Origin of the sequence: Paraliobacillus sp. X-1268, from assembly GCF_003426095.1 — a bacterium.
Classification (GTDB): domain Bacteria; phylum Bacillota; class Bacilli; order Bacillales; family Amphibacillaceae; genus Paraliobacillus_A; species Paraliobacillus_A zengyii.
In genome coordinates this window covers 175,452-199,013 of record NZ_QJSK01000002.1, presented here as the reverse complement: position 1 = coordinate 199,013, position 23,562 = coordinate 175,452, and the positions used below count along the sequence as shown (strand labels likewise).

21 protein-coding genes are annotated in these 23,562 nt (G+C 37.8%); 6 read left to right on the top strand and 15 right to left on the bottom strand.

Annotation, left to right across the window (positions count from 1 at the left end; genetic code table 11):
* Window positions 1-4: 4 nt before the first annotated feature.
* From D2K62_RS05525 to D2K62_RS05505, 5 genes are all read right to left on the bottom strand, one after another.
* On the bottom strand, window positions 5-1,495 hold the full coding sequence (locus D2K62_RS05525) for an amidase (protein ID WP_112182380.1): 1,491 nt from the start codon (window positions 1,493-1,495) through the stop codon (window positions 5-7).
* Between the two features lie 106 nt (window positions 1,496-1,601).
* Entirely contained in the window at window positions 1,602-2,759 is a 1,158-nt protein-coding gene (locus D2K62_RS05520) for a family 43 glycosylhydrolase (protein ID WP_112182381.1), read from the bottom strand.
* Between the two features lie 624 nt (window positions 2,760-3,383).
* Complete coding sequence (locus tag D2K62_RS05515; RefSeq protein WP_304466260.1) at window positions 3,384-5,072, bottom strand: formate--tetrahydrofolate ligase; 1,689 nt, start codon at window positions 5,070-5,072, stop codon at window positions 3,384-3,386.
* Window positions 5,073-5,242: 170 nt separating this feature from the next.
* A complete protein-coding gene (locus tag D2K62_RS05510) occupies window positions 5,243-6,421 on the bottom strand; it encodes an aminotransferase (RefSeq protein ID WP_112182383.1) in 1,179 nt (392 codons plus the stop codon).
* On the bottom strand, window positions 6,418-6,915 hold the full coding sequence (locus D2K62_RS05505; protein WP_112182384.1) for an Lrp/AsnC family transcriptional regulator: 498 nt from the start codon (window positions 6,913-6,915) through the stop codon (window positions 6,418-6,420). Before D2K62_RS05505 ends, D2K62_RS05510 begins: the two co-directional genes overlap by 4 nt.
* Window positions 6,916-7,083: 168 nt before the next feature.
* Between D2K62_RS05505 and D2K62_RS05500 the strand changes: the two genes are divergently transcribed.
* The 3 genes from D2K62_RS05500 to D2K62_RS05490 all read left to right on the top strand — a co-directional run bounded on the left by D2K62_RS05500 (window position 7,084) and on the right by D2K62_RS05490 (window position 8,968).
* Entirely contained in the window at window positions 7,084-7,779 is a 696-nt protein-coding gene (locus tag D2K62_RS05500) for a class I SAM-dependent methyltransferase (RefSeq protein ID WP_157967315.1), read from the top strand.
* Window positions 7,780-7,814: 35 nt separating this feature from the next.
* Window positions 7,815-8,642 (top strand): DUF2268 domain-containing putative Zn-dependent protease, encoded by an 828-nt coding sequence (locus tag D2K62_RS05495; protein WP_112182386.1) that lies wholly within the window; start codon window positions 7,815-7,817, stop codon window positions 8,640-8,642.
* A 77-nt stretch (window positions 8,643-8,719) separates the two neighbouring features.
* On the top strand, window positions 8,720-8,968 hold the full coding sequence (locus D2K62_RS05490; RefSeq protein WP_369974631.1) for a hypothetical protein: 249 nt from the start codon (window positions 8,720-8,722) through the stop codon (window positions 8,966-8,968).
* Between the two features lie 58 nt (window positions 8,969-9,026).
* Here the strand turns inward: D2K62_RS05490 and uraH are convergent, their stop codons facing one another.
* The 3 genes from uraH to D2K62_RS05475 all read right to left on the bottom strand — a co-directional run bounded on the left by uraH (window position 9,027) and on the right by D2K62_RS05475 (window position 11,671).
* The gene (gene uraH / locus D2K62_RS05485; RefSeq protein ID WP_112182388.1) at window positions 9,027-9,383 is read right to left on the bottom strand and encodes a hydroxyisourate hydrolase; all 357 of its coding nucleotides are present in this window, start codon (window positions 9,381-9,383) and stop codon (window positions 9,027-9,029) included.
* Between the two features lie 15 nt (window positions 9,384-9,398).
* Window positions 9,399-9,899, bottom strand: a complete 501-nt coding sequence (gene uraD / locus D2K62_RS05480) for a 2-oxo-4-hydroxy-4-carboxy-5-ureidoimidazoline decarboxylase (RefSeq protein WP_112182389.1) — start codon at window positions 9,897-9,899, stop codon at window positions 9,399-9,401.
* 155 nt (window positions 9,900-10,054) lie between these two features.
* Complete coding sequence (locus D2K62_RS05475; protein ID WP_112182390.1) at window positions 10,055-11,671, bottom strand: PucR family transcriptional regulator; 1,617 nt, start codon at window positions 11,669-11,671, stop codon at window positions 10,055-10,057.
* A gap of 257 nt (window positions 11,672-11,928) precedes the next feature.
* On the opposite strand from D2K62_RS05475, the gene allC reads away from it, so the two are divergent.
* Genes allC through allB form a run of 3 tightly spaced genes read left to right on the top strand, consistent with a single transcriptional unit; the run spans window position 11,929 to window position 15,778 of the window.
* On the top strand, window positions 11,929-13,173 hold the full coding sequence (gene allC, locus D2K62_RS05470) for an allantoate deiminase (protein ID WP_332871733.1): 1,245 nt from the start codon (window positions 11,929-11,931) through the stop codon (window positions 13,171-13,173).
* A 15-nt stretch (window positions 13,174-13,188) separates the two neighbouring features.
* On the top strand, window positions 13,189-14,439 hold the full coding sequence (locus tag D2K62_RS05465) for a pyridoxal-phosphate-dependent aminotransferase family protein (RefSeq protein ID WP_112182391.1): 1,251 nt from the start codon (window positions 13,189-13,191) through the stop codon (window positions 14,437-14,439).
* A 19-nt stretch (window positions 14,440-14,458) separates the two neighbouring features.
* The gene (gene allB / locus D2K62_RS05460) at window positions 14,459-15,778 is read left to right on the top strand and encodes an allantoinase AllB (protein WP_112182392.1); all 1,320 of its coding nucleotides are present in this window, start codon (window positions 14,459-14,461) and stop codon (window positions 15,776-15,778) included.
* A gap of 306 nt (window positions 15,779-16,084) precedes the next feature.
* Here allB and D2K62_RS05455 read toward each other — a convergent pair whose 3' ends face one another.
* The 7 genes from D2K62_RS05455 to D2K62_RS05425 are packed head-to-tail and all read right to left on the bottom strand — an operon-like array spanning window position 16,085 to window position 23,516.
* Complete coding sequence (locus D2K62_RS05455; protein WP_112182393.1) at window positions 16,085-16,969, bottom strand: fumarylacetoacetate hydrolase family protein; 885 nt, start codon at window positions 16,967-16,969, stop codon at window positions 16,085-16,087.
* A gap of 24 nt (window positions 16,970-16,993) precedes the next feature.
* Complete coding sequence (locus tag D2K62_RS05450; RefSeq protein WP_112182785.1) at window positions 16,994-18,178, bottom strand: amidase; 1,185 nt, start codon at window positions 18,176-18,178, stop codon at window positions 16,994-16,996.
* 32 nt (window positions 18,179-18,210) lie between these two features.
* Entirely contained in the window at window positions 18,211-18,711 is a 501-nt protein-coding gene (locus D2K62_RS05445) for a (2Fe-2S)-binding protein (RefSeq protein ID WP_112182394.1), read from the bottom strand.
* Window positions 18,690-20,969 carry a xanthine dehydrogenase subunit D gene (gene pucD / locus D2K62_RS05440; protein ID WP_112182395.1) on the bottom strand — a complete coding sequence of 760 codons (2,280 nt, stop codon included), beginning with the start codon at window positions 20,967-20,969 and terminating at the stop codon, window positions 18,690-18,692. The genes D2K62_RS05445 and pucD overlap by 22 nt, the downstream gene beginning before the upstream one ends.
* Window positions 20,966-21,892 carry an FAD binding domain-containing protein gene (locus D2K62_RS05435; protein WP_112182396.1) on the bottom strand — a complete coding sequence of 309 codons (927 nt, stop codon included), beginning with the start codon at window positions 21,890-21,892 and terminating at the stop codon, window positions 20,966-20,968. Before D2K62_RS05435 ends, pucD begins: the two co-directional genes overlap by 4 nt.
* Complete coding sequence (locus tag D2K62_RS05430) at window positions 21,868-22,488, bottom strand: nucleotidyltransferase family protein (RefSeq protein WP_112182397.1); 621 nt, start codon at window positions 22,486-22,488, stop codon at window positions 21,868-21,870. The genes D2K62_RS05435 and D2K62_RS05430 overlap by 25 nt, the downstream gene beginning before the upstream one ends.
* Window positions 22,485-23,516 (bottom strand): XdhC family protein, encoded by a 1,032-nt coding sequence (locus D2K62_RS05425; protein WP_112182398.1) that lies wholly within the window; start codon window positions 23,514-23,516, stop codon window positions 22,485-22,487. Before D2K62_RS05425 ends, D2K62_RS05430 begins: the two co-directional genes overlap by 4 nt.
* Window positions 23,517-23,562: the final 46 nt, after the last annotated feature.

Sequence of the window (23,562 nt, the reverse complement as noted above, 5' to 3'; positions counted from 1 at the left end):
ATGATTAAGCAAATGAGTATTGCTTTCTATTTATCCATAGATCGGATTTTTCTAGTTGACTTGCGATAGTAAAGAGCATGTCTTCTTTACCTTTTGCTGCGATAAATTGTACGCCCATTGGTAGACCCTCATTGGTTAGATAGGTCGGAACACTCATCGCTGGTTGGCCTGTTAAATTAGCTAATTGTGTATATGGCGTATAGGTTAAACTAGGTAAAAACATTTCATATACCAGCTTTTGTTGTTCTGTCATTGTTAATTGATCGATTACTTTTAACTTTTCTATTTGTGCTTTAGTATGCGTTAATTCTCCATTTTTAGGTGCTGGATGTGCATTTGTTGGTGTTACATAAAAGTCATATTTCTGATGAAATTGTGCCATTTGTAGCGCAGCACTATCCCAACCTGCAAGACTTTGGCTATAAGCTGCTGCAGACACCTTTTCTCCAGCCTTATGTAATACCCATGTAACGATCTCCATATCCGCTAACGTTAACTCTCTACCTAACATTTTCTCCAAATTGATAATAACATGATTCATTTCCCCACTGTTCATCAAATAATAATTTTTCATTAGTGCTGTTCCCTCGACTGGATTTTCAAGTTCTTCTACATGGTGGCCCTGACCTTCTAACCACTTGACAACTTTTTGAACCGCTTTTTTAGCATCTTCACTAACTGGGGTCCCTACTGGCGAAGCAGTGGTAAAAGCAATTCGATACGTTTGATCCGTTGGTTTACGAACAAGTTCTGAATAACTCCCATCATATAGAGGTGTTTGAAAGGCTGCCTCAGGCTGGATCGTTTGCAAGAGATCTAGGAGTGCAGCACTATCCCGAACGGAACGTGTTAATGCAAAATCAATCGACGCTCCTTGCCATTGTCTTCCTACACCTGGTCCTACTGGCGTTCTTCCTCTCGTAGGTTTGAGCCCAAATAGCCCAGTAAACGAAGCTGGGATACGAATTGAACCACCACCATCACTCGCACCAGCAACAGGTACAATTCCTGATGCAACTGCTGCGGCAGAACCGCCACTTGATCCACCTGAAGAGTGATTAAGTTTCCATGGATTACGTGTCATACCATATGTTTTAGGTTCCGTAATATTTTTTAAACCGAATTCAGGTGTGTTTGTTTGTCCCAAAAATAAAAAACCAGCTTCTCGTAATTTTGCTACGAGGTTTGAATCAGCTTTGGCTACATTGTTTTGCAATAATTTTGAACCAGAACTCAGCACCTCTCCTTTTATTGATTGGGAAATATCCTTTAATAACATAGGGACACCAAAGAATGGCTGATCTATTCTATCTTCGTTACGAGCTTCCCGATAAACCTTATCTTTTCGTGTCCGAATTACCGCATTTAGGTCTGGATTTACTTCTTCTAATCGACGGAATGCCACGTCTAGTAATTCTTTCTGCGAGACTTGTTTACTTTTAACTAGTTGCGCTAAACCAATCGCATCATTATCTTGGTATGTTTTTATATCCAATGCTGCACCTCCGGAATTTTTTCATCTTTTTCTAGTATAGCCAACTTCCGTTCAAAAGAAAAAGCACATGCCTATTAAGAAGGACATGTGCTTTTTAAGACTCCATTTATTTTACTGTTATCTGAGCTACTACTTTTTGATTAGTCGGTTCAACTGTATCACCCGGTATCCCAAAGTATGGCGTGCCATCTTGATTCCAAAACAGCCTTTGAATTCTACCATGACGATTATGGTCATACAATGGATTGCCTTCTACCTCTTTATATGGACGGGCATGATAAACCAATACATCAAATCCGTCTTCATCTACACTAAAGCTGTTATGACCAGGTCCATACTCACTTGTTTCATCACTTGATACAAAAACAGGTTCTGGTGTTTTAGTCCATGATGCAGGATCTAATAGATTACTATTTTCATCAGCAGTCAATAATCCCATTGCATAGCGATCATCTGTTGCAGCACCAGAATATGCAATAAACACTTTACCATTACGATGAATCATTGCTGGGCCTTCATTCACATAAAAGCCTGCCTGTTCCCAATCATATTCTGGAGTGGATAACAATACTTGTTTCTTAATTGTCCAAGGGTTTTCCATCTCTGCAATGTACATATTCGAGATTGTATCATTATCGACTTTTTGTGCCCAAACTAAGTACCGCTTATTATGATGCTCGAAAGTGGTTGCATCTAATGAAAAACTTTGAAATTCAGTATTTATTTGTCCTTTCTCTATCCAATTAGCCTCTAATGGATTAGCTCCGTCAGCTTCTAAAACATATGGTCGAATCTCCCAAACATCATCTTTTTCACCAGCCGCGAAATAAAGATACCATTTACCGTCAATAAAATGTAATTCTGGCGCCCAGATATGTTCAGACATTATTCCACTCTCATGTCTTTCCCAGACAGTTACCTCTTCTGCTTCAGGTAACTCCTCAATTGTTTTAGCACGACGCAATACAATTCGATCATATAATGGATAAGAGCCTGTAAAGTAATAATAGCCATCTGTATGTTTATATAAATACGGATCTGCACGTTTTTCAATTAGTGGTTTAGGAAATGTTTTTACTTTAAGAGTGCCCTCAACAGTAAATGAACCAGGACTTTTTAGATCGACAGCGTTTACATTTTCCCAATCAACCGGAAAATCTGCTTTAATTCCATTCTCTAACTCAACTTCAACATGCTTAGGTAATGTCGGTGATTGCCCTAATGCAATCGTTTCTTTACTAGTAGGTATTGTTTTTATTTGCATTTATTATCATCCTCTCACATAATCTGATTCTATTATAACAAAAACGTACTTATAAGTAACTAAAATTACCTAAATATTTTTTACATGTACGTATGTTTGTTTAAATGCATTATAAATATATTAAATAGGTAAATCCACATCATGAACTGAAAAATTAAGCCTTGGTGAACTTAAGAAGTCTTGCAATTAAAAGTTAAAATTAACCTCGTAGTCTTTTCGTTTTCATCTTACGAACTTGATAGAAACAGCGACATAACATACCGCTTTGGAAATATCCTCCGCTTTCCGTGGGCACGGCTTCAGCTAACTTAGTAAAGCAAAAAACGCTTTACTAAGTGGATCTTCAGCCCGTGCTGTTCCCACAGGAGTCTACGTAAATTTCCAAAGCTAGTTCAGATTCTACATGATGATTGCGTATGGAATAATGACACTTTAGTGAAAGATAAGCTTATCAATTGTTTATATTCTACATTACAATTACAGTTTTTCTTCAAACTAGCGGAGGAAGCACTAGGTTGAGGCTACTCGAATACTTTTTATTTTCATAATAGTTGGTGGCTACGAGACGAGTAACCATGGACGTTGAGTAAAAAAGAAAAAGGCCTCTTTTGGAGACCCTTAGACTTAGAATAAACCGACTGCATTCCCGCTTTCATCTACGTCCATTTTCAGTGCCGCTGGTTCCTTAGGCAAACCAGGCATTGTTAGTACATCGCCAGTTAGCGCAACAAGGAAACCTGCTCCAATAGATGGACGGAATTCTCTTACTGTTATAATAAAACCTTCTGGCCGACCTAGTAAGTTTGGATCATCTGATAAAGAGTATTGTGTTTTCGCCATACATATCGGCAGTTTATCCCAGTTATTAGCAATCATTTCTGTGATCTGTTGCTTCGCTTGCACAGTAAATTGTACACCTTCAGCACCGTAAACTGTTTTTGCGATCTTCTCAACTTTACTCTCAATTGAATCTTCTAATTTATAGAGATAATGAAAGTTGCTCTGTTTTTGTTCAATGATCTTAACAACCTTTTCAGCAAGTTCTAATCCACCTGCCCCGCCATGTTCCCAAACCTCAGTTAATGCAACAGCGACACCTTGTTCTTCACACCATTCCTTAACATAGGCAACCTCTGCCTCTGAATCCGTAATAAAACGATTAATCGCTACGACAAATGGTAGACCAAACGCTTCGATCGTTTCCATATGTTTTTTTAGATTTTTCATTCCAGCTCGTAATCCTACAATATCTTCTTTCTTTAATTCTTCTTTATTAACGCCTCCATGCATTTTCAGCGCGCGAATAGTCGCAACAATTACCACAGCATTAGGATCGAGCTCCCCAATTCGGGCTTTAATGTTTAAAAATTTCTCCGCACCAAGATCAGCACCAAAGCCAGCCTCCGTGACAACAAAGTCACCAAGTTTACTTGCCATCCTTGTAGCAAGTAAACTATTACAACCATGCGCAATATTGGCAAAAGGACCGCCGTGGATAATCGCAGGTGTATTCTCAAGCGTTTGTACGAGGTTCGGCATAATTGCTTCTTTTAATAGCAAAGTTAATGCACCTGCCATACCTAAGTCCTCAACGGTTACAGGAGTACTATCTGATCGATAACCCACAACAATTTTAGCCAATCGACGTCGCATATCTGCTCGATCTTTTGCTAAACAAAAAATTGCCATTATCTCTGATGCTACCGTAATATTAAATCCATCTTCTCTTGGTATACCTTGTTTTGGACCACCTAAACCAACAACAACATTACGTAATGCGCGATCATTTAAATCAACAACACGTTTCCAAACAATACGACGTGTGTCTATTTCACATGTATTCCCTTGAAAAATATGGTTATCAATAAAGGCAGATAAAGCATTATTAGTAGCAGTTATAGCATGAATATCACCAGTAAAGTGCAAGTTAATATCCTCCATAGGGATTACTTGAGAATATCCACCACCACTTGCTCCACCTTTAAGACCCATTGTCGGTCCTAATGAAGGTTCACGTAATGCAACAATAGCTTTATGCCCAGATCGATTAAGCGCTTGACCTAATCCAACGGTAACAGTTGACTTGCCTTCACCAGCTGGTGTCGGATTAATAGAAGTTACCAATATTAATTTACCGTCTTTTGTATCTTTGAGTCGATCCAATACAGAAAGTGAAAGTTTTGCTTTATATTTACCATAGGGCTCCCATTCCTCATCCTGTAACCCAAGATTTGTAGCAATCTCTGTAATTGATTTAATCTTTGCTTGGCTAGCTATCTCAATATCTGTTGGCACATCTGTTGGCACATCTATCTTCTTTTTCATCAACTCAACTCCTATATTTCATAGTAATCACTATGTGAAATTATGAACGAATTAATTATGATTATACCAAATCTAATCGTTTATGTGCATATACTATACTTAAACAAAAAATAGCCTCTAACTACTTTTAACAGTGCATTAGAGGACTTCTTATACTTTTATTGTATTTGTTTCTCTTCAACAAATTTACGCATCCGCTTCATTGCAGTATCCAATTGTTTCATCGAAGTTGCATAAGAACAGCGTACATAACCTTCTCCACTCTCACCAAATACACCGCCTGGAACAACAGCAACTTGTTGCTTCTGTAATAATTCCTCCGCAAAATCTTCCGAGCTCATCCCGGTTGACGTTACAGATGGAAATACATAAAAAGCTCCACCAGGTAAATGACAAGAGAGTCCCATGTCTTTTAGTGCTTTAACTACAAAGTTTCGTCGTTGCCTGTAACTTGTTTTCATTTCCAGCACACTACTTCTACCATTTCGCAATGCTTCTAATGCACCATGCTGCGCCATAGTAGGTGCACACATAATCGTATATTGATGAATCTTTGTCATTGCTTCTATAATTTGTTTCGGGCCAGTTGCATAACCTAAACGCCACCCAGTCATTGCAAACGCTTTTGAAAAACCAGAGATTAAAATGGTTCGTTGTGCCATTTCTTTTATAGCGGCAAAACTTGTAAATGTTTCGTCATACGTTAAATCTGCATAAATTTCATCGGAAATAACAATAAAATCATGCTTCTTTGCAAGCCTTGCAATTTCCTCCATCTCTTGTTTGCTTAAAACAGCTCCTGTTGGATTATTAGGACTACAAATCATTAACGCTTTTGTACGTGGTGTAATCGCCGCTTCCATTTGACTTGCTTGGATTTTAAATGCATATTCCTCTGTTGCATTTACTGTGATCGGAACTCCACCAGCTAAACGTACAGCAGGGACATAAGAAACAAAGCTCGGCTCCACAACAATTACTTCATCACCAGGATTTAATATCGCTCGCAATGCCACATCAATCGCCTGGCTAGCACCTACCGTAACGAGGACTTGATTTTCCGGATTGTATTCCAACTCATATTCTGTTTTTAAAAATTTGCTAATTTCTTGTCTTAACTCGAAAAGACCCGCATTTGCAGTATAAGAAGTAAACCCGCGTTCAAGTGAATGGTAACTAGCTTCAATTACATTCCATGGTGTGACAAAATCAGGTTCTCCTACACCTAATGAAATAACATTCTCCATTTTTGAAGCCAAATCAAAAAAACGTCGGATTCCAGAAGGCTTTAATTGATCGACATGGTGTGCAACATATGATTTCTCTTGTGTTTTCATGGCGATACCATCATCCTTCTATCTTGATCATCATCTTCTTCAAAAATAATGCCATCATGCTTGTATTTCTTCAATACGAAATGCGTAGTTGTTGAAACAACGCTATCTAATGTTGATAATTTATCTGATACAAATCGACTAATTTCCATCATTGTTTTACCTTCTACTGAAATCGATAAATCATAAGCACCAGACATCAAATAGAGGGCTTTTACTTCAGGAAATCGATAAATGCGTTCGGCCACTTTATCAAAACCAGTTCCTCTTGTTGGGGTCACCTTAACATCTATCATCGCTGTAACACCATCATACTCCAATACTTTTGCCCAATTAACTAAAGTTGAGTATCCTAAAATAGCACTTTCTTTTTCGAGTTTTTCCATCATTTCTTTCGTTTTATCAACATCCAAATCAAGCATACTTGCAATAGTTTCTACTTCTAAACGGCCATTTTTCTCTAAAAGTTTTAATAATTCTATTTCCTTCTCTTCCATGCTGTCCACCTACTTTTCTATGCTTTTCAATATTAAGATTATTTTGATAATTATAGCTAATCGTACTACAAAAGTACGATTAGGTAAATAACCAATTAACTACGATTCCATTTTACTATGTTCTTGCATATTCTAACAGTGAATAATTACTCAGGAGGAGCAAACTTAATGAAACTATCCTATACTGATATGGTTGCAATGTTTGGTATTGGCGGTGCCCACCCTGGAGGTCTGGGGATTATAAAGCAATGGGTAAAAAGGGTAAATCCAAATCCTCATCAAAGAATCTTAGATATTGGGTGTGGTACTGGACAAAGTTTACTTTATCTCGCCGAGAATACAGCAAGTCAGATCGTTGGAATTGACCAAAATGTATTGATGCTAGAAAAATCCTCTCAACGATTAAAACAGCATCCTCATGTTAACATCATACAGGCAAACGCAGAGGACTTACCTTTTCCTACACAATCAATTGATCATATCATTTCCGAATCAGTTACAGCTTTCACCAAAATTAAAGTTGCATTAAAAGAATACCAACGTGTACTGAAACATAACGGAATTCTAACGTTACTTGAAATGACGTCCAATCGCCAGTTAACTCCTGCTATACAAGATGAGATCAAACAATTTTATGGTGTTACCGCATTAATGACTGAAGAAGGTTGGATCAATGCGTTAAAGGAAACAGGTTTTAAATCTATTGAAGTTGAAAAAATCCCTGATTCTTTAGAAGCAGTGATTGATTTTGATCTAAACCAATCGATTGACCCTGCATATTTTGATTTAATGGCTAATCATTACAACTTAACAGAAAAGTATAAAGATGATTTAAGCGCACGCTTATATTACTGTCGAAAATAATCCTATAATTGAAAAGGAGGTAATATACCATTGGGGTGATTCAAACTAATAAATGGTTACAAAATTATTTAGCAACTAAAACAGGTAAATTTCCCGAGAACTTTGTTGTTCATATGGACACACTATGTGATCCGTTAGTTGCTTACTTTATAGATACAGATGCCCAAACAATTCAATGGCACCTTCTTCAACACGGCCTATTCTATCCTGATCCCCATGATAAACATACTATCCTTGCGATGTTTAAAAATGATTACTGGGGAATAGTTGAAGAACAATTTAATTCACTAAAACAAAGATGGAAAGGACCTGAAGTTCCGGTATTTCTTTTCCCATCGGACTTTACCAACAATCGTCTACAAGAAGAGTTTAGCGGCCTTTCTGGATTAAGCTATCCAGATAAAGTTTTTTTATTTATTAAAGATGATACCTCTCCCAAAAAACTAGAAGCTTTATTGACACATGAATATAGCCATGTTTATAGATTGCAATATAAGCCATTAAAAGATAAAACACTTAACTTATCTGATGCCATTGTGTTAGAAGGTATTGCAGAAATTGCTGTGCAACAATTAGTTGGCAATACCTATTTATCAAAGGCTACTGGCCTTTATACAAAAGAAGAAGCGCAATTCTATTGGAATGAATGGATAAAACCTAATCAACATCTTGTTAAAACAAACCTTCAACATGATCAATTAATGTACGGTGGAGAAGACATACCTAAATGGGCTGGTTATAACGTAGGGTTTCATCTTGTTAAAAATTATATGGAGAACAACAACATATCTTTGTTAGAGCTATTACAGATGCCCACAGATACTATCATTGAAAAATCTGCGTTCGACAAAAATGTGCGCTAGCCACCCGTCACCTATCCTATACAAATTCTATACTCCTGTCATATAGTATACTAACTCGGCAGGAAAGGAGTTTGCTTATGTCTCATTATCACAATCTTTGTAATAAAAACATTGGTCGTCCTGTATGTATTCGCACGATAGACGGTAGAGAGCACCGCGGTGTTATTCATCGCGTTAATGCTACACACGTTTATTTACAACCTATGCCTTCTAATAACCTTGGTGGATATGGTTATGGATTTTGGGGTCCAGGTGCTGGATTTGGATGGGGCGTTGCCCTTGGTTCAATCGCAACGTTAGCAGTACTACCATTATTCTTCTGGTAATATACCCTTTATGTATAACGAGGTAGGACTGTTTGTCCCGCCTCGTTTTTGTTACGTCTCAACTACCGCGATAAATTTGATAACCCCACGGTGATACCAATAACGGTATATGGTAATGCTCTTCCTTATTCGTAACGACAAAGCGAACCGGAATCTCTTCAAGAAAATGTGGTTCTTCTAAATCCATTCCTTTCCTTCTAAAATAGGAACCAATATAAAAGACTAATTCATATTGTGCTTGCTGTAATTCTGCTGTAGTTAATAATGGACTATCTAAACGGCCATCAGCATTTGTAACAACACTTTTGCGTATTGCCTTTATATTATTAGCTACAATTTCATATAATTCTATTTTAACATTATTTGCTGGCTTTCCATGTGTTAAATCTAATATATGCGTAGTTAATCCCGCCATTGGTAATCTCCTTTACTATGATTGCTTGATTTTCTCTTTTAACCGTAAGAAGGCAATTTTATTTATTTCTGTTAATGCTATTTCAAACTCTTCCTCTTTGGGTTGTAGGAATCGTTTTTCCATCGTTTGATAAATAATTGACTTATCCATACCCTTAACAGCAATAATAAATGGAAATCCGAATTTATCCATATAGGCTTTGTTTAATTTTAAAAAGGAAGCTAATTCATTCTCCGTTAAATCTTGCAAGCCTGCACCCTGCTGTTCCTTAGTCGATGCATCACTCATCTTTATTTTATTTCCTAAATTTGGGTGCGCGCGCATTAATTCCAGCTTTTCTTGTTTTGGGACATTTCCTACCACTTCCGACATTCTCTCAAATAATTGGTCAAAAGACGCAAACGGACGAAATACCTCCACTTTCTTTGCAACCCACGGTGATTTTTCAAAGATGCCACCTAACAATTCAATAAAATCCTCATTTGATAATTGATTGACTTCCTCTATTTGCAGCATTTGCTCATCTCCCCCACCAGATACGGATAATCTCTCTTAGTTTATACTATTACTACTATCTTATAGACAATTCTGAAAATAGTCATTGTCTATTACATACAATAGACAATCTTTTTATTGATCGTATTATACAATCGACCCTCAAAAAGGTTTGCTTATAACTCTAAAATGGTTTGCATCCGCAATGCTAAACGTACACGCAAGGAAAAATCCGGGTCTGTGAGAGGATGCCCGATAATTTCCTCGCACTTTTCTAATCGATAAACAACTGTATTACGATGTACATATAATTGTTTCGCAGTCTCAGAGATTTGGCAATGAGATTCCAAATAAACAAACAATGTTTGTAACAACGTTTGGCGATCATGTTGTGTCGGTTTAGCTAGGTCTTTTAATGTATTATGATAAAAGTCTACTAAATCATTTTCAGGTAGCATGCGTAAAAGCTCCAGTACATCCTTTGTTTGATAATATTGCATAAATCCTTTTTTTCCCGCTAATTGTCCAGCTTTCAGCGCATCTTGTGCTTCTGTGAAACTTGCTTTCACTTGAATGAAACCACGTGCTAAATTGCTAATACCAAAAGAAAGTAAATGATCAAATCGATCTAATATCTTTGTTTGAATGGTAGTTAACGCTTCTGTAATAACTGTATTTATTTCCATATGCACAGCATCTGCTTCAAATAACAAGACTACCAAATCACCTCTTGTAAAAAGATGTATCGATAATGGTAAACCGTCTAATTCTTCTTCGATAAATTCATAGATGGTGTCCATTTTACGTTGATTACTTGTAAAACTTTTTGTAGAGCCTAATTTATCAACTTTTCCTATAGTACATAGATAATAACTATCACTTTGTAGTGCAAATTCCTTTGCACGATTCAATGCCTCTTGATCTGAAGTAAAGCGATTTTCTGTAAAGTGAAAGAAAAATTCATTTCGGATTCTACGTTCATAATGCTTCAATGCATTTTCCTTCATCAATTCGAACGAAATAACATTAGCAGCTTGTTCTAATGTCAACATTTCTGCATGATGATCTGGACGAACATGTCCAAATATAATCAAATAGCCAGCTATTTTTTCATACGTATAAACAGCAGAAACCGTATACGTTTGTTTCTTTTCCATAGTTGAAAAGGTAAACAAAGAAGTTTTTGGAAAATATGCACTTAAATTATTTGAATAAAAATTGTCTATCACTTCACTTATTACATCACTTTTCTCTGAGCTAGCAATTGTTTTTCCGTAAGGATCCACAAGAACCACGGGAGAACGAATTAATTCTGTTACATGCAGCAATAATTTTTGAATGCCTTTTCCACTCATAATATGATCAGAAAATTGCTTATGCGTATCCAATGCAAACCTTAGCTCATCTGTTCTTTTATCCAAAATACTACTTAATGTTTGATTAACAATATCCCCAAGTGATGTATCTATTGGTAATTCAATAATAGGAAACTTCAACTCGTTAGCAAGCGCTTTCACTTCATTTGGGATTTCCATTAAAAATCGCTGTGTTTTAATCCCTAAAGCAGCACAGCCTTTTTTATCCATTGCAACAATTAAATCTAACAGAAGTTGTGGGTCATCTTTTACATGATAAGCTGTAGTTACCAATAACTCATTTGGCTTCAAATAATTACTTATATCAGGAGCATCCATCATATTAACATGTAAGATCTCATTTTCTTCCCCATCTAATCCCGCAATGATACTACAACCAGCTAAGGCCGGAATTTTCAAAGCTTCAGCTATATTCATATCAACATCTCCTTAAATATAAAACGTAACCGTATAGGTATAATTATCTATTCTATCACAATAGTTTGAACTTTTGTTTATTCTGCATAACAAATTAGCCTTATTAGCACATTATTGCTAATGAACAAAAGGAGACATATTGGTAAACTACATATTAAAGGCTTAATTGCTAGTTGAACCCTCCAGTGTAATAGCGTGCTTATACGCTCGTTTCCTTTGTGGAGGTCATACGATATATAGAATAGGAGGCCATATAATTGGTTATCAAATCAAGCCACGAAGTAAAAGTTACAGATGTGGAACAGATGGTTAAGTGGTTAGCTTCTTTCGGGCAATCAGCTGAGGGTGGTACTAATCGTTTATTATATAATGAAGCATGGATCGAGGCACAACAAGAATTAGAGCAAACAATGCAAGGTTTCGGATTAGCAACACATTTCGATGCGGTCGGAAATTTATTCGGAAAATTAGCTGGTACCAACACAGAAGAAAAAGCAATTATAACAGGCTCCCATATTGATACCGTTACAAACGGTGGTGTCTATGATGGCGTTTACGGTATTATAGCAAGTTTACTAGCGACGCAACGTTTGTATCAACGCTATGGATCACCTAAGAAAACGATTGAAGTCCTTTCCTTATGTGAAGAAGAAGGAAGTCGTTTCCCTATTACTTTTTGGGGATCCGGTAATATTACTGGAAAATATCAGATAGAAGATGGCGAGCGCATTAAGGATAACGAGAACACCATTTTGTTAGAAGCAATGAACAATGCAGGCGTTGCAAACAAAAATCAAAAATCAGCTTATCGTAACGATATTGCTTGCTTTATCGAATTACACATTGAACAAGGAAAGGTTCTCGAAAGTACGAATAAATCAATTGGTGCAGTTAGCCATATTGTCGGACAACGCCGCTTCGCTATCAACGTTATTGGAGAAAGTAATCATGCGGGTACAACCCCAATGCCACTCCGTAGAGATGCAATGGCCATAACCGCTGAAATCATTCATTTTATTACCGTTGAAGCAAAATTATTTGATCCCGATCTGGTTGCTACAGTTGGACAATTAAACACAAAGCCGAATACCTCAAACGTTATTGCAGGTGAAGTAGATTTCAGTCTTGATATAAGACACTTTGATGAGACCATCTTAGATCAATTTTATCAGAAACTCACTTTATTTATCGAAGAACTAGCAAACCTTCATAAAATGGAGATAAACTGTTCTCAATGGTTAAACGCAAAACCTGTTGCAATGGACAAGGAAATGACGAAATTGGTGGAGGAAATCGCCACGGAACAATCAATTCCGTATAAATCAATGATTAGTGGGGCTGGACACGATGCACAAATGTTCGGCAAATTTTATCCTACTGCCTTAATTTTTGTCCCAAGTAAAGATGGTATTAGTCATTCACCAAAAGAGTTTACAAGTAAAAAAGATTTAGAGAATGGTGTTGATATATTAACTGAACTTTTATATCGACTAGCTTATTAATAGGAGGAAAAACAAATGACTTATCACGAATTAAATATGCCACTCCGTACCATTATGACTCCTGGACCAGTTGAAGTTGATCCACGTGTGCTTCGCGCAATGGCAACACCAATTGTTGGTCAGTTTGATCCTTCCTTCACATCTGCTATGAATGAGGTAATGGGTATGTTACGGGAAGTTTTCCAGACTGAAAACCAATGGGCTTTTCCTGTTGATGGCACATCAAGAAGTGGCATCGAAGCTCTTCTATGTAGCGTTATCGAGCCTGGTGATAAAGTATTAGTTCCGATTTTCGGTAGATTTGGCCACTTACTTACTGAGATTTGTGAACGCTACGGTGCAGAAGTTCATACGATGACATGCCCCTGGGGAGAAGTTTTCAACCAAACTGATATCATTGAATTTATCAAGAATATTAATCCGAAAATTGTTGCGATTGTACATGGAGAAACATCAACTGGGTGTATGCAACCGCTTGATCAAATTGGAAAAGCATGCCGAGAATTAGACGCTTTATTACTAGTTGATGCAGTCGCCTCAATTGGCGGTGTCGAGATAAAAGTGGATGAATGGTATATTGACGGATTAATAGGCGGAACACAAAAGTGTCTATCTATCCCCTCAGGCATGGCACCGATAACATATAATAATAGGATAGAAGCTGTTCTTAACAAACGAAAGAAAGTTGAAAGTGGCATAGCAACAGAAGAAGACCGACTTCAAGAAGCTAACAACACAAGCAGCTTTATTAAAAGTAATTACTTAGATGTAAGCATGTTACAAGATTATTGGGGTCCGCGTCGTTTAAATCATCATACAGAAGCCACTTCGATGGTTTACGCACTTCATGAAGGCCTAAGAATTGTTTTAGAAGAAGGATTAGAAACGCGATTTGCACGTCACAAAGAACATGAAAAAGCACTTATTGCAGGTATTAAAGCAATGGGATTAGAATTATATGGTGATCCTTCTTGTAAATTACCTACCGTTACTTGTATTACTGTACCAAATGGTATCGATCCTGAATCCGTGCGGAAAATGTTACTTGACCATTTCGGTATTGAAATCGCGAAATCATTCGGTCCACTAGAAGGCAAGATCTGGCGTATTGGTACAATGGGCTATAGCTGTCGAAAAGAAAACATCTTAGCTGTACTGAGTGCATTAGAAGCTGTTTTAGTTCGTCACAGTGCTCCAATAAAAGTCGGAAAAGGTTTACAGGCCGCGCTTGATGTCTATCAAGCAGAAAGCATCGTAACATCTTAACATTGGAGGAAAATTAAATATGGAGATACTTGATTTATTAATTAGAAACGGCAATGTTGTTTTAGCTGATCGCGTTGAAAATCTTTCCATCGGTGTAAAAGATGGAAAGATTGTTCAAATTGAAAAGAAAATTGATAAAGAAGCAATAAAAGTCATTGATGCTAATGACTTATACGTTTTCCCTGGAATGATTGATGTTCATGTTCACTTTAACGAACCAGGCCGAACAGATTGGGAAGGTTTTGAGACTGGTTCCAACATGCTTGCCGCGGGAGGAATTACAACTTTTTTTGATATGCCTTTAAATGGTATACCATCAACAATTACTCTAGAGGCTTTTAAAGAGAAAAATGCAATCGCAAATAAGAAAGCCCGGATTGACTTTAAACTATGGGGGGGCCTTGTGCCAGGGAATTTAGATCAGCTAGCTGCCCTTTCAGAAGCAGGCGTAGTAGGTTTCAAAGCCTTTTTATCCGCATCTGGAAATGATGAATTTGAAGCAGCAGACGATTGGACATTATTAGAAGGCATGCGAGAGATTGCTGCCCAGAATAAAGTATTAGCACTTCATGCAGAAAGTAGAACAATTACTGACTTTTTAACAAAAGAAATGAAACAAAAAAACGCCACAACAGCCATAGACTATAGTACAACAAGGCCTATCATTGCCGAAGTTGAAGCAGTGGAGCGTGCGCTTGCGTACGCAAAAGTGACAAGTTGTGCGCTGCATTTTGTACACATAAGTAGCGCTGCTGCAATCGATAGAATCGAACAAGCACAGCTCAATGGATTAGATGTCACGGTCGAGACTTGTCCACATTATTTATTATATAACCAAGATGACTTAGTAAACAAAGGTGCAGTCGCCAAATGCGCTCCACCACTTCGAGAGGAAAACGAGCGACTACGTTTAATAGAAAAACTACGCGAAGGGAAAATTGATATGATTAGTTCCGATCATTCTCCAGCTCCTTTCGATTTAAAAGATCCTTCTCAGTATGATTTATTACATGCTTGGGGCGGTATTAGCGGCGGACAGTTTTCACTTATGGCGATGATAGAGCTCGCTCAGCTGTATCGCATACCTTTTGAAGAAGTAGGGAACTGGTGTGCCTTTAATCCTGCAAAACGCTTTAAACAACACCGTAAAGGAGCAATCGAAGTTGGGTATGACGCAGATATAGCTATTGTTGATTTGAACAAAGAGACCATTGTAAAGCCCGATAACTTCCTGGCTAAACATAAAGAAACACTTTACATGGATCGTGTTTTCCCATGCAAAGTTATCGAGACATTTAGCCGCGGCAATTCTGTTTATTCAACTGATTTAACAGAATAAGTTTGATAGATTCCTTGTAATTTTTTTGATTTGAAAACATCCTATATGATAGAAATTGCGACGCAGTGAAAATTTCTTACTCGCTTATCAAATGAAATTGACGACACTCCCTTTCCGCAGGAGTGTCGTCAATTTCATTTGATACACTAGTTTAAATTAAAAATACTACACTATGATGTGTATTGAAGTTAATTCAATTTTATTAACAGAAGCTAATCAATTAATTAATCTAGTCGAGGAAGCAAATGGTTTCGATGAAACAAAGTTTTTAATAAAAATAGCCTTTTGGTAATATAGCTAACACCACTAGACTAAAGCAGCTTTTTTATCTACATTGCATACAGTGTTTTCCAGTAAATCAAAACCTGTCACTTTACAGCCAGGTACATCCCCTTTGCGAATCGTTACTGATCCAGGTGTTCCTGTCATGATAACGTCTCCTGGGTTAAGTGTCATAATTTTCGAGAAGAAAGATACAATAAACCATGGAGAATACATCATATTAGCAATTGTATTTTTATGAACAACATGATCATTCAATAACGTTTGCACTTCGATCTTATCAATATCAGCAAATTCATCTCCTGTGATCAACTCACTTCCCAAACTGAAAAAAGTATCAAAGCTTTTTGCGCGTTGCAAGTAAAGCGGATCCTCGGCACGGATATCTTGGGCCGTCATGTCTAATGTAGAAGTGAAACCAGCTACATAAGAGGAAGCATCTATATAACTAACATCCTTACATGTTTCACCAATAACAATTGCTAGTTCAGCTTCTGCAGTAACATGGTTAGATACAGACGGTAATTCAATCCCTTCATTTGGACCGATGAGACTACTCGTAGGCTTCATGAAAAATACAGGATTTAATTTAGGCGCACCACCCGACAATTCCATTGCTTTTGCAACATAATTCATACCAATACCTAAAATTTTACCTGGCGAACGATATAATGTTGCTCGTTTAGCTCCACTTACACTTTTAAAGACATGCTCATGAATCTGTTCTTTGCCATATGATTGATACCATTGTTTTATATCTTTGAACTGATCAGCTTTTAAAATAGCATCCACTGTATGTTCCCAATTCTCATTAATAGCTTCACTAATTGTTTTAATTAAATAATAGTTTTCATCTTCGGCAATTGCCGCTTCTTCTTTTCCGTTATACTCCAAGGTAACTAGCTTCATCATTACACCTCCAAATTTTCTGCTTTACTTGCTTGCGTAAAAATAGTTTGCAACAAATTCTAATAACCGTCGATCTTGTCCGCGATTAGCAATTAGTGATAACCCGATCGGATTACCTTCTATTTGAGCAACCGGAATCGTAACTTGAGGCAGTCCAGACAAACCTGCAATACAAGTCAACTGCATTGCCCTTCCTCGATAATCATTTAATGCTTCACTCGGCATATCTTTCAAAGGGGCTGGACCCGGTGCGGTTGGAATAGCTAGTATTCCATCTTTTCCCAACAAGACATTCATTTGCTTTTGAATCTGCAATTGACGTTCTAGCGCTCTATCAAAAGTGCTCTGCGAGATTTTACTTGCCATAGCAAAACGCTCTTTAATTCCTGGCCCAAAATACGGATCTTCTTTTTCAATCCAAGGACCGTGCTCTGTCCAAATTTCTTTTCCTTGTAGTGTTTTAAAAATATCTGCCCATATCTCCAATCCCTCTACAGAAATTTCTTCTTCAACTAGCTTAGACACCGACTGATCTAGAATTTCTAAACCTTCTGATAATGATTCCTTAATAGTATCATCTACCAAATTCCATGGTTCACCACCAAAAATCAGTTTTTTAAATGGTGACGTATTATCCTCGTCATTAGTAAAAGGCAAGATCGCTTTACCAATCGTCTGTAACAGAATTGGATCACGTGTCATCCAACCAACCGTATCAAAGCTTTTTGCTAGTGGTATCACACCTTTTAAGGAAACTGATCCATGTGTCGGTCGAAATCCAAATATTCCACAATAGGATGATGGGATCCGAACAGAACCACCTGTATCTGTTCCTAATGCAAAATCGACTAGATTGGCAGCCACCGCAACCGCTGAACCACTAGAAGATCCCCCAGGTATGCGATTAGGAGCTTTAGGATTAACAGGTGTACCATAATGATGATTTTCGCCATTCAGACTATACATAATCTCATCTGTATGTGTTGTACCTTTTAACGTCGCGCCTTCTAAAAGTAATCTTTCTATGACTTCAGCATGTTCCTCAGCAGGCTTATGCGTCCGATACCAATCAGGATTCCCAGCTGTATTTAAATATTTTTTAATTGCAAAAACGTCTTTTACGGAAAAAGTTAAATCATCTAAATTACCATTCCCGCTCGGTTTTAACTCAAGGTTACTTTTTACGTATGCTTGATGTAAATCTTTCATCGGTATCAACTCACCTTCCACCTTGTAGTTACTTACGTTTGAGCAACCACTCTTTGTACTGCACGAATAATCCCGCCATAACCTGTACAACGACATAAGTTACCGGATAACGCTGTTTTAATTTGTGTTTCGGTTGGATTAGGTGTCTCCTGGAGCAATGCCTTTACAGCCATTACCATACCAGGTGTGCAATAACCACATTGGTAACCACCCTCTTCTAAAAATGCCTGTTGAACTGGATCGATATCCTCTTGGGTACTTAAGCCTTCAACTGTCGTAATAATAGCTTCATCGACTTGATAAGCCATCACTAAACACGAATTGACTAAGGCGCCATTTATCATAACCGAACAAGCACCACAACGTCCTATCCCACAAGAAATTTTCGTTCCAGTTAAATTCCATTCATCACGAAGTATATCAACTAACCGAATGGTTGGATCCACGTCAACCTGCTTATGTTCACCATTTACTGTCACAGAAATAGAAACAGCACGATTCTCTTTTTCTCTTATACGTTCACTTGTTCCCATTCGGTTTCACTCCTTTTATGTGCTGCAAATAAAATTTCTTCAGAAGAGACTGGTAAGCGATTAACCCTGTAGCCTATTGCATTATGAATTGCCTGTGCAATGGCTGGCGCAACTGCCACCGTACCTATTTCTCCAACTCCACGAGGACCGTAAGCATCCCCTTTTTCTAAATTTTCAATAGCTGTCGTTTCCATAGAAAAAGGAACATCTTCAATACTCGGAATTAAGTAGCTATCTAAGTTTTTCGTTACATAATGCCCTTTATCTATAATCGCATCTTCCATTAATGAATAACCTAATGCCATTACTCCTCCACCCTCAATTTGTCCGACATATCCCATTTGACTAACAACAGGACCTGCCGCAATTGATTGGTCTAGATCAATCATTTTGACCTTTCCGGTTAAAAGATCAATTTCAACTTGAGCAAAAGTTGCTCCAAACGTATATAGGTAATGTCCACCATCTACTGGATCAGGCGTTGTGGGAAAGTCAAAATTAGTCGTAACAACAAACTCTTCTGTTGGCGCTTGTAAAACAGCTTCTTGATACGTCATGATGCAATTTCCACTCGTATCAAAAACACCTCCATGACCTAAGCACAATTGCTCAACAGGAACATTCTTTATTTCACTAACTAAACGCAGGATCTTTTCTTGAAAAGCTGGTTTCATTTTGCGGATAGCCGTCCATACCATACTCGTTCCACGTGATGCTGTAGTTGACCCTGAAGAGGGAACTAAGTTTGTATCCCCAATTACGATCTTTAAATCATCAACTTTACAACCTAGTTCTTCTGTTACAACTGTTTCAATAACACTCAAAATCCCTTGTCCAGCCTCTTCAAAACCAAATGCTATTTCAATTTTACCTTCTTTATTTAATCGTATTCTCCCACCAGCTGGATCTAATCGACCATAACCTAAGCCGCCTCCATGCATCACGATGGCAGTTCCCATTCCTCTTACTTTCCACTTATTTTCCGGGAAATTAGCTACAGCCCTTTTTTTCTCCAAATGTTTTTTTATCGATTGCAGGGTATCTGCCATACCGTTAGTTGCCACTATACGATGACCCATCGGTCCGAGGTCTGTCTTATTTCTAATATTAAGTTGTCGAATCTCTAATGGCTCAAGGCCGACTTTGTCTGCTAATCGGTCAAGTTGGCCCTCCAACGCAAAGGTAATTTGATTACCACCAAACCCTCTAAATTCACCAGCCACTCCGTTATTTGTGAAAACTGATAATCCGTTTGTTTCTATGTGATCTATCATATACGGTCCTGCTGCATGTTCAACAGCAAAGTCTAAAATAGCGGGGCCTAGAGTTGAATAAGCACCAGTATCCGCTAAAATATCTACTTGATGGGCTACTAGTTTTCCAGTTTTGTCGACACCCGTCTTCATCTTTATTCGCATTGGGTGTCTTTTTATTCCAGAAATAACAGATTCTTGTCTTGTTTGATGTATCTTCACAGGACAACCAGTAGCGATCGCTAATAATGCACCATACGGTTGTACATTCAATTCATCTTTTCCACCAAAGGAACCGCCCATCGGACTGGATACAACTCGTATATCCTCCTCTTTCATTGCTAAAATACGTGCTAATTGAAAACGGTCTTTATAACCATGTTGCGTCCCCATATAAATGCTAAGTTTTCCATCATCTTCTGGGACTACAACGCCACCCTCCGTTTCCATATAGGCATGCATTTGGCGCGGTACATTATAAGTCTCTTCAACAATAAATTCACATGTTTCGAATCCTTCTGTTACATCACCTTTTTTATATCCCGCACGATGCAGTAGATTGCCATCCGGATGCAGTTTTGGTGATTCTTTAGACAATGCTTTTTCGGGATCATCAAGTATGGGAAGTTCTTCATACGTTACTTCAATCAACGTCAAAGCATATTCTGCAATTTCAAGAGATGTAGCAGCTACAGTTGCAATCGCATCTCCAACATAACGAACGAACTCTGAACATAGAACCGGTTGATCAGGCGTCACAATACCATATCCATTTAATCCTTGAATATCTTTATGCGTCACAACCGCTTTTACCCCAGAAAGTTGTTCCGCACGTTTTGTATCAATAGCTAGTATTCTTGCATGTGGATATTTGCTACGTAGTATTTTTCCATATAACATACCTGGGAACGACAAATCTGTTAAGTATTGCAATTTTCCAGTGACTTTCCCTTTTCCATCTGGTCGAATTCTTTTTTTACTTTTATAAGATTCCTTCTCAATCATTCGTTATCCTCCCTTTGCAGATCGATTAACTTCTCCAGTTCCGAAACAATCAAATTTGCAACAACGATCTTTCGATATTCTGGTGAAACAAACGGGTCTGAGACAGGTTTAAATACATCTTGTATCTTTTGATGAACAGTGCCTAGCAACTGGGTATCTAGCATATTCTGCGTGACTATTGCTTCGACAGCGGTTAATCTTATTGGTTTTGTGGCACCACCACCGGCTGCTATATATATATATTCCACTCTACCCTCTAAACTTAATCCGATAGATAAGGCAACCGTTACTAGAGAAGGAATAAACGATTCTCTTCTTCCTACTTTTTGGTAAAATGTATACGATTGAGCTGACACTTGTGACTGTGGCAATAAAATGGCCATTAGCAAAGCAGTATCTTGCTCACTTTGTAAATCTAAATAAACAGAAAGATCGTCTACATAAACTTCTCCATCATCAAACCACCGCACTTGTGCACCTAAAGCTAAAAGGGCTGGTATTGTATCACCGACTCGATAAGCGACATTCCCTCCAATCGTTGCTCTATTTCTTACTGCAGGTGAAGCCACTTCTCCAGCAGACTCTACTAAAATTTCAAAGTAATCTAGTGTATCATTATTCATTTGCAATTGTTTTAGAGTTGTAAGCGCACCAATTTCTAATTTCACTGCGTTATTCTCAGTAATCCACTTACATCCTTGTAAACTTCCAAAGTGATCCAAACGAATTAGATTAGACTTTAATGGTGTCCCTTGCTCCCGTTGTAATTGAATTAACGTACCAGCAGCAATATATTGTGCTTTTTCTTGATAAGTTTGTTTGATTTCCCATGCCTCTTTTATCGTATCTGGTTGCCAAATTCGACTACTTGGGCCAAGTCCATCTGATTGCTTCCCATTTATATTTGCGTTCGCATTAACCATGCATAATCACCTTCTGTATCTATATCATGAAAACAATATCTATCTTGAAAATTAATCACTTTCATTTGTGGATTTTCCTTACCGCGAAGAATCGCCCTCGCACCTTGATCACCTTTTAGATCCATTAATAACTCGTATTGTGAAGCATCAAAAAGAATCGGAGGTTGCGGTCGTTCTTGATAAGAAGCAGCGACAATCGGCATATTCTTCTCCTCATAACTTCGAATTAATTGATTGAGTATATCTACCGATACGAGTGGCTGATCTCCCAATAAAATCATCGCCGCACGAGCACCATATTTCCGACAAGTTTGTATTCCAGCTCGGACCGTGAACGCCTGCCCTTTTGAAGCTTGATCTGTTGTAATTCGCGACCACCTTGTTTGTTCATAACCTCTGAAGAAACGATCATCGATCCATTCGAGGGAATCGCCAGGTTTTGTCATAACCAACACGTGATCTAGATTTGAATGAATCGCTGTATCTAAGGCATGACTACCAATCGTATCTTCCTGAAACAGAAGGTTTAATTTATTTTGTCCCATTCTTCTACTTTTTCCAGCAGCTAGTAAAACGCCAAATATTTCACCCGTCATGAAGCTCTCACCTTCTTATCCAACGGCTTCTTTACTAACTTTACTAATTCAGCAACCACACTAATCGCAATTTCCTCTGGGCCTTCAGCTTCAATTGATAACCCAATCGGACTTGTAATGGTTGAAGGGATTTCTTTTCCTGCAAATAGCCTTTTTGTACGTTTAACTGAACCTAATATCCCGAAATAACGAAGCCTTTTTTCAAAAAGTTGTTGAATGATTTCTTTATCTTTTCTAAAGCTATGCGACATCAAAATAACAAAGTCATTTTCATTAATATCAATTGCTTCCATTACCTCTTCCGGAAACCCCAATATTATTCGTTCCGCAGTTGGGAAGACTTGTTTTTTACAGCGAGCTGGACGCCAATCAGCAACAGTGACAGCAAAACCAGTTTTACTAGCAAATTCAACCAAGGGTTCAGCATCTCTACCAGCACCATAAATAATTAAACGCGGTTTTGGTTGGAAATGATGAACATAATAACCAGATTTTTTTATCCCATTCCCTTTTTGATTAGACTGCTTTATATACTGAGCAAATTCATTTTTTAATTCTTCAGAAGAATCTCCGAACACATGACCAGTTTCCCCTTGAAAAATTACAGCATCATGAAAATTTGCATCACTAGGAATAGATTTAAACATAGTGACAGCGGAACCTTCTTGCAACACGCTGTTTAATTCCAAAAAATGATATCTCATGTTTGGAGTTACTGGTTCAATTAGAATGGTAATAACACCGTTACATCCAGACCCCTCACCCCAACTCCATTCATCAGCATTGCGCATATCATACGTGATAACTTCAGTTTTGACTTGATAGTTTTGCAACTCTATTCTAGCTGCTAAGTCTTCTTCCAAACATCCAGCGCTAAGCATACCTACCTGACTTCCATCTTCAGTAAAGAGCATCATTGCACCTTCCTTCTTATATGCCGAGCCTTTAACATCAATGATCGTAGCTAACACTGAGACTTGTTCTTGCTTTAAAGTGATCACATCTAAAACATCATGTATATCACGCATAGTAGCACTCTCCTTCCTGCAGTAGTTGTTTTTATTATATTATTCA

Excerpts from the sequence above, each read along its gene's own strand:
- D2K62_RS05490 (WP_369974631.1), top strand. The coding sequence starts at position 8,720 with ATGTCTCATTATCACAATCTTTGTAATAAAAACATTGGTCGTCCTGTA.
- uraH (WP_112182388.1), bottom strand. The coding sequence starts at position 9,383 with ATGGCGGGATTAACTACGCATATATTAGATTTAACACATGGAAAGCCA.
- D2K62_RS05510 (WP_112182383.1), bottom strand. The coding sequence starts at position 6,421 with ATGAAAACACAAGAGAAATCATATGTTGCACACCATGTCGATCAATTA.
- D2K62_RS05430 (WP_112182397.1), bottom strand. The coding sequence starts at position 22,488 with ATGACGGGTGAAATATTTGGCGTTTTACTAGCTGCTGGAAAAAGTAGA.
- allB (WP_112182392.1), top strand. The coding sequence starts at position 14,459 with ATGGAGATACTTGATTTATTAATTAGAAACGGCAATGTTGTTTTAGCT.
- D2K62_RS05425 (WP_112182398.1), bottom strand. The coding sequence starts at position 23,516 with ATGCGTGATATACATGATGTTTTAGATGTGATCACTTTAAAGCAAGAA.
- D2K62_RS05455 (WP_112182393.1), bottom strand. The coding sequence starts at position 16,969 with ATGAAGCTAGTTACCTTGGAGTATAACGGAAAAGAAGAAGCGGCAATT.
- D2K62_RS05475 (WP_112182390.1), bottom strand. The coding sequence starts at position 11,671 with ATGAATATAGCTGAAGCTTTGAAAATTCCGGCCTTAGCTGGTTGTAGT.
- D2K62_RS05435 (WP_112182396.1), bottom strand. The coding sequence starts at position 21,892 with ATGGTTAATGCGAACGCAAATATAAATGGGAAGCAATCAGATGGACTT.
- D2K62_RS05450 (WP_112182785.1), bottom strand. The coding sequence starts at position 18,178 with ATGAAAGATTTACATCAAGCATACGTAAAAAGTAACCTTGAGTTAAAA.
- D2K62_RS05505 (WP_112182384.1), bottom strand. The coding sequence starts at position 6,915 with ATGGAAGAGAAGGAAATAGAATTATTAAAACTTTTAGAGAAAAATGGC.
- uraD (WP_112182389.1), bottom strand. The coding sequence starts at position 9,899 with ATGCTGCAAATAGAGGAAGTCAATCAATTATCAAATGAGGATTTTATT.
- D2K62_RS05500 (WP_157967315.1), top strand. The coding sequence starts at position 7,084 with ATGAAACTATCCTATACTGATATGGTTGCAATGTTTGGTATTGGCGGT.
- D2K62_RS05445 (WP_112182394.1), bottom strand. The coding sequence starts at position 18,711 with ATGGGAACAAGTGAACGTATAAGAGAAAAAGAGAATCGTGCTGTTTCT.
- D2K62_RS05520 (WP_112182381.1), bottom strand. The coding sequence starts at position 2,759 with ATGCAAATAAAAACAATACCTACTAGTAAAGAAACGATTGCATTAGGG.
- pucD (WP_112182395.1), bottom strand. The coding sequence starts at position 20,969 with ATGATTGAGAAGGAATCTTATAAAAGTAAAAAAAGAATTCGACCAGAT.
- D2K62_RS05465 (WP_112182391.1), top strand. The coding sequence starts at position 13,189 with ATGACTTATCACGAATTAAATATGCCACTCCGTACCATTATGACTCCT.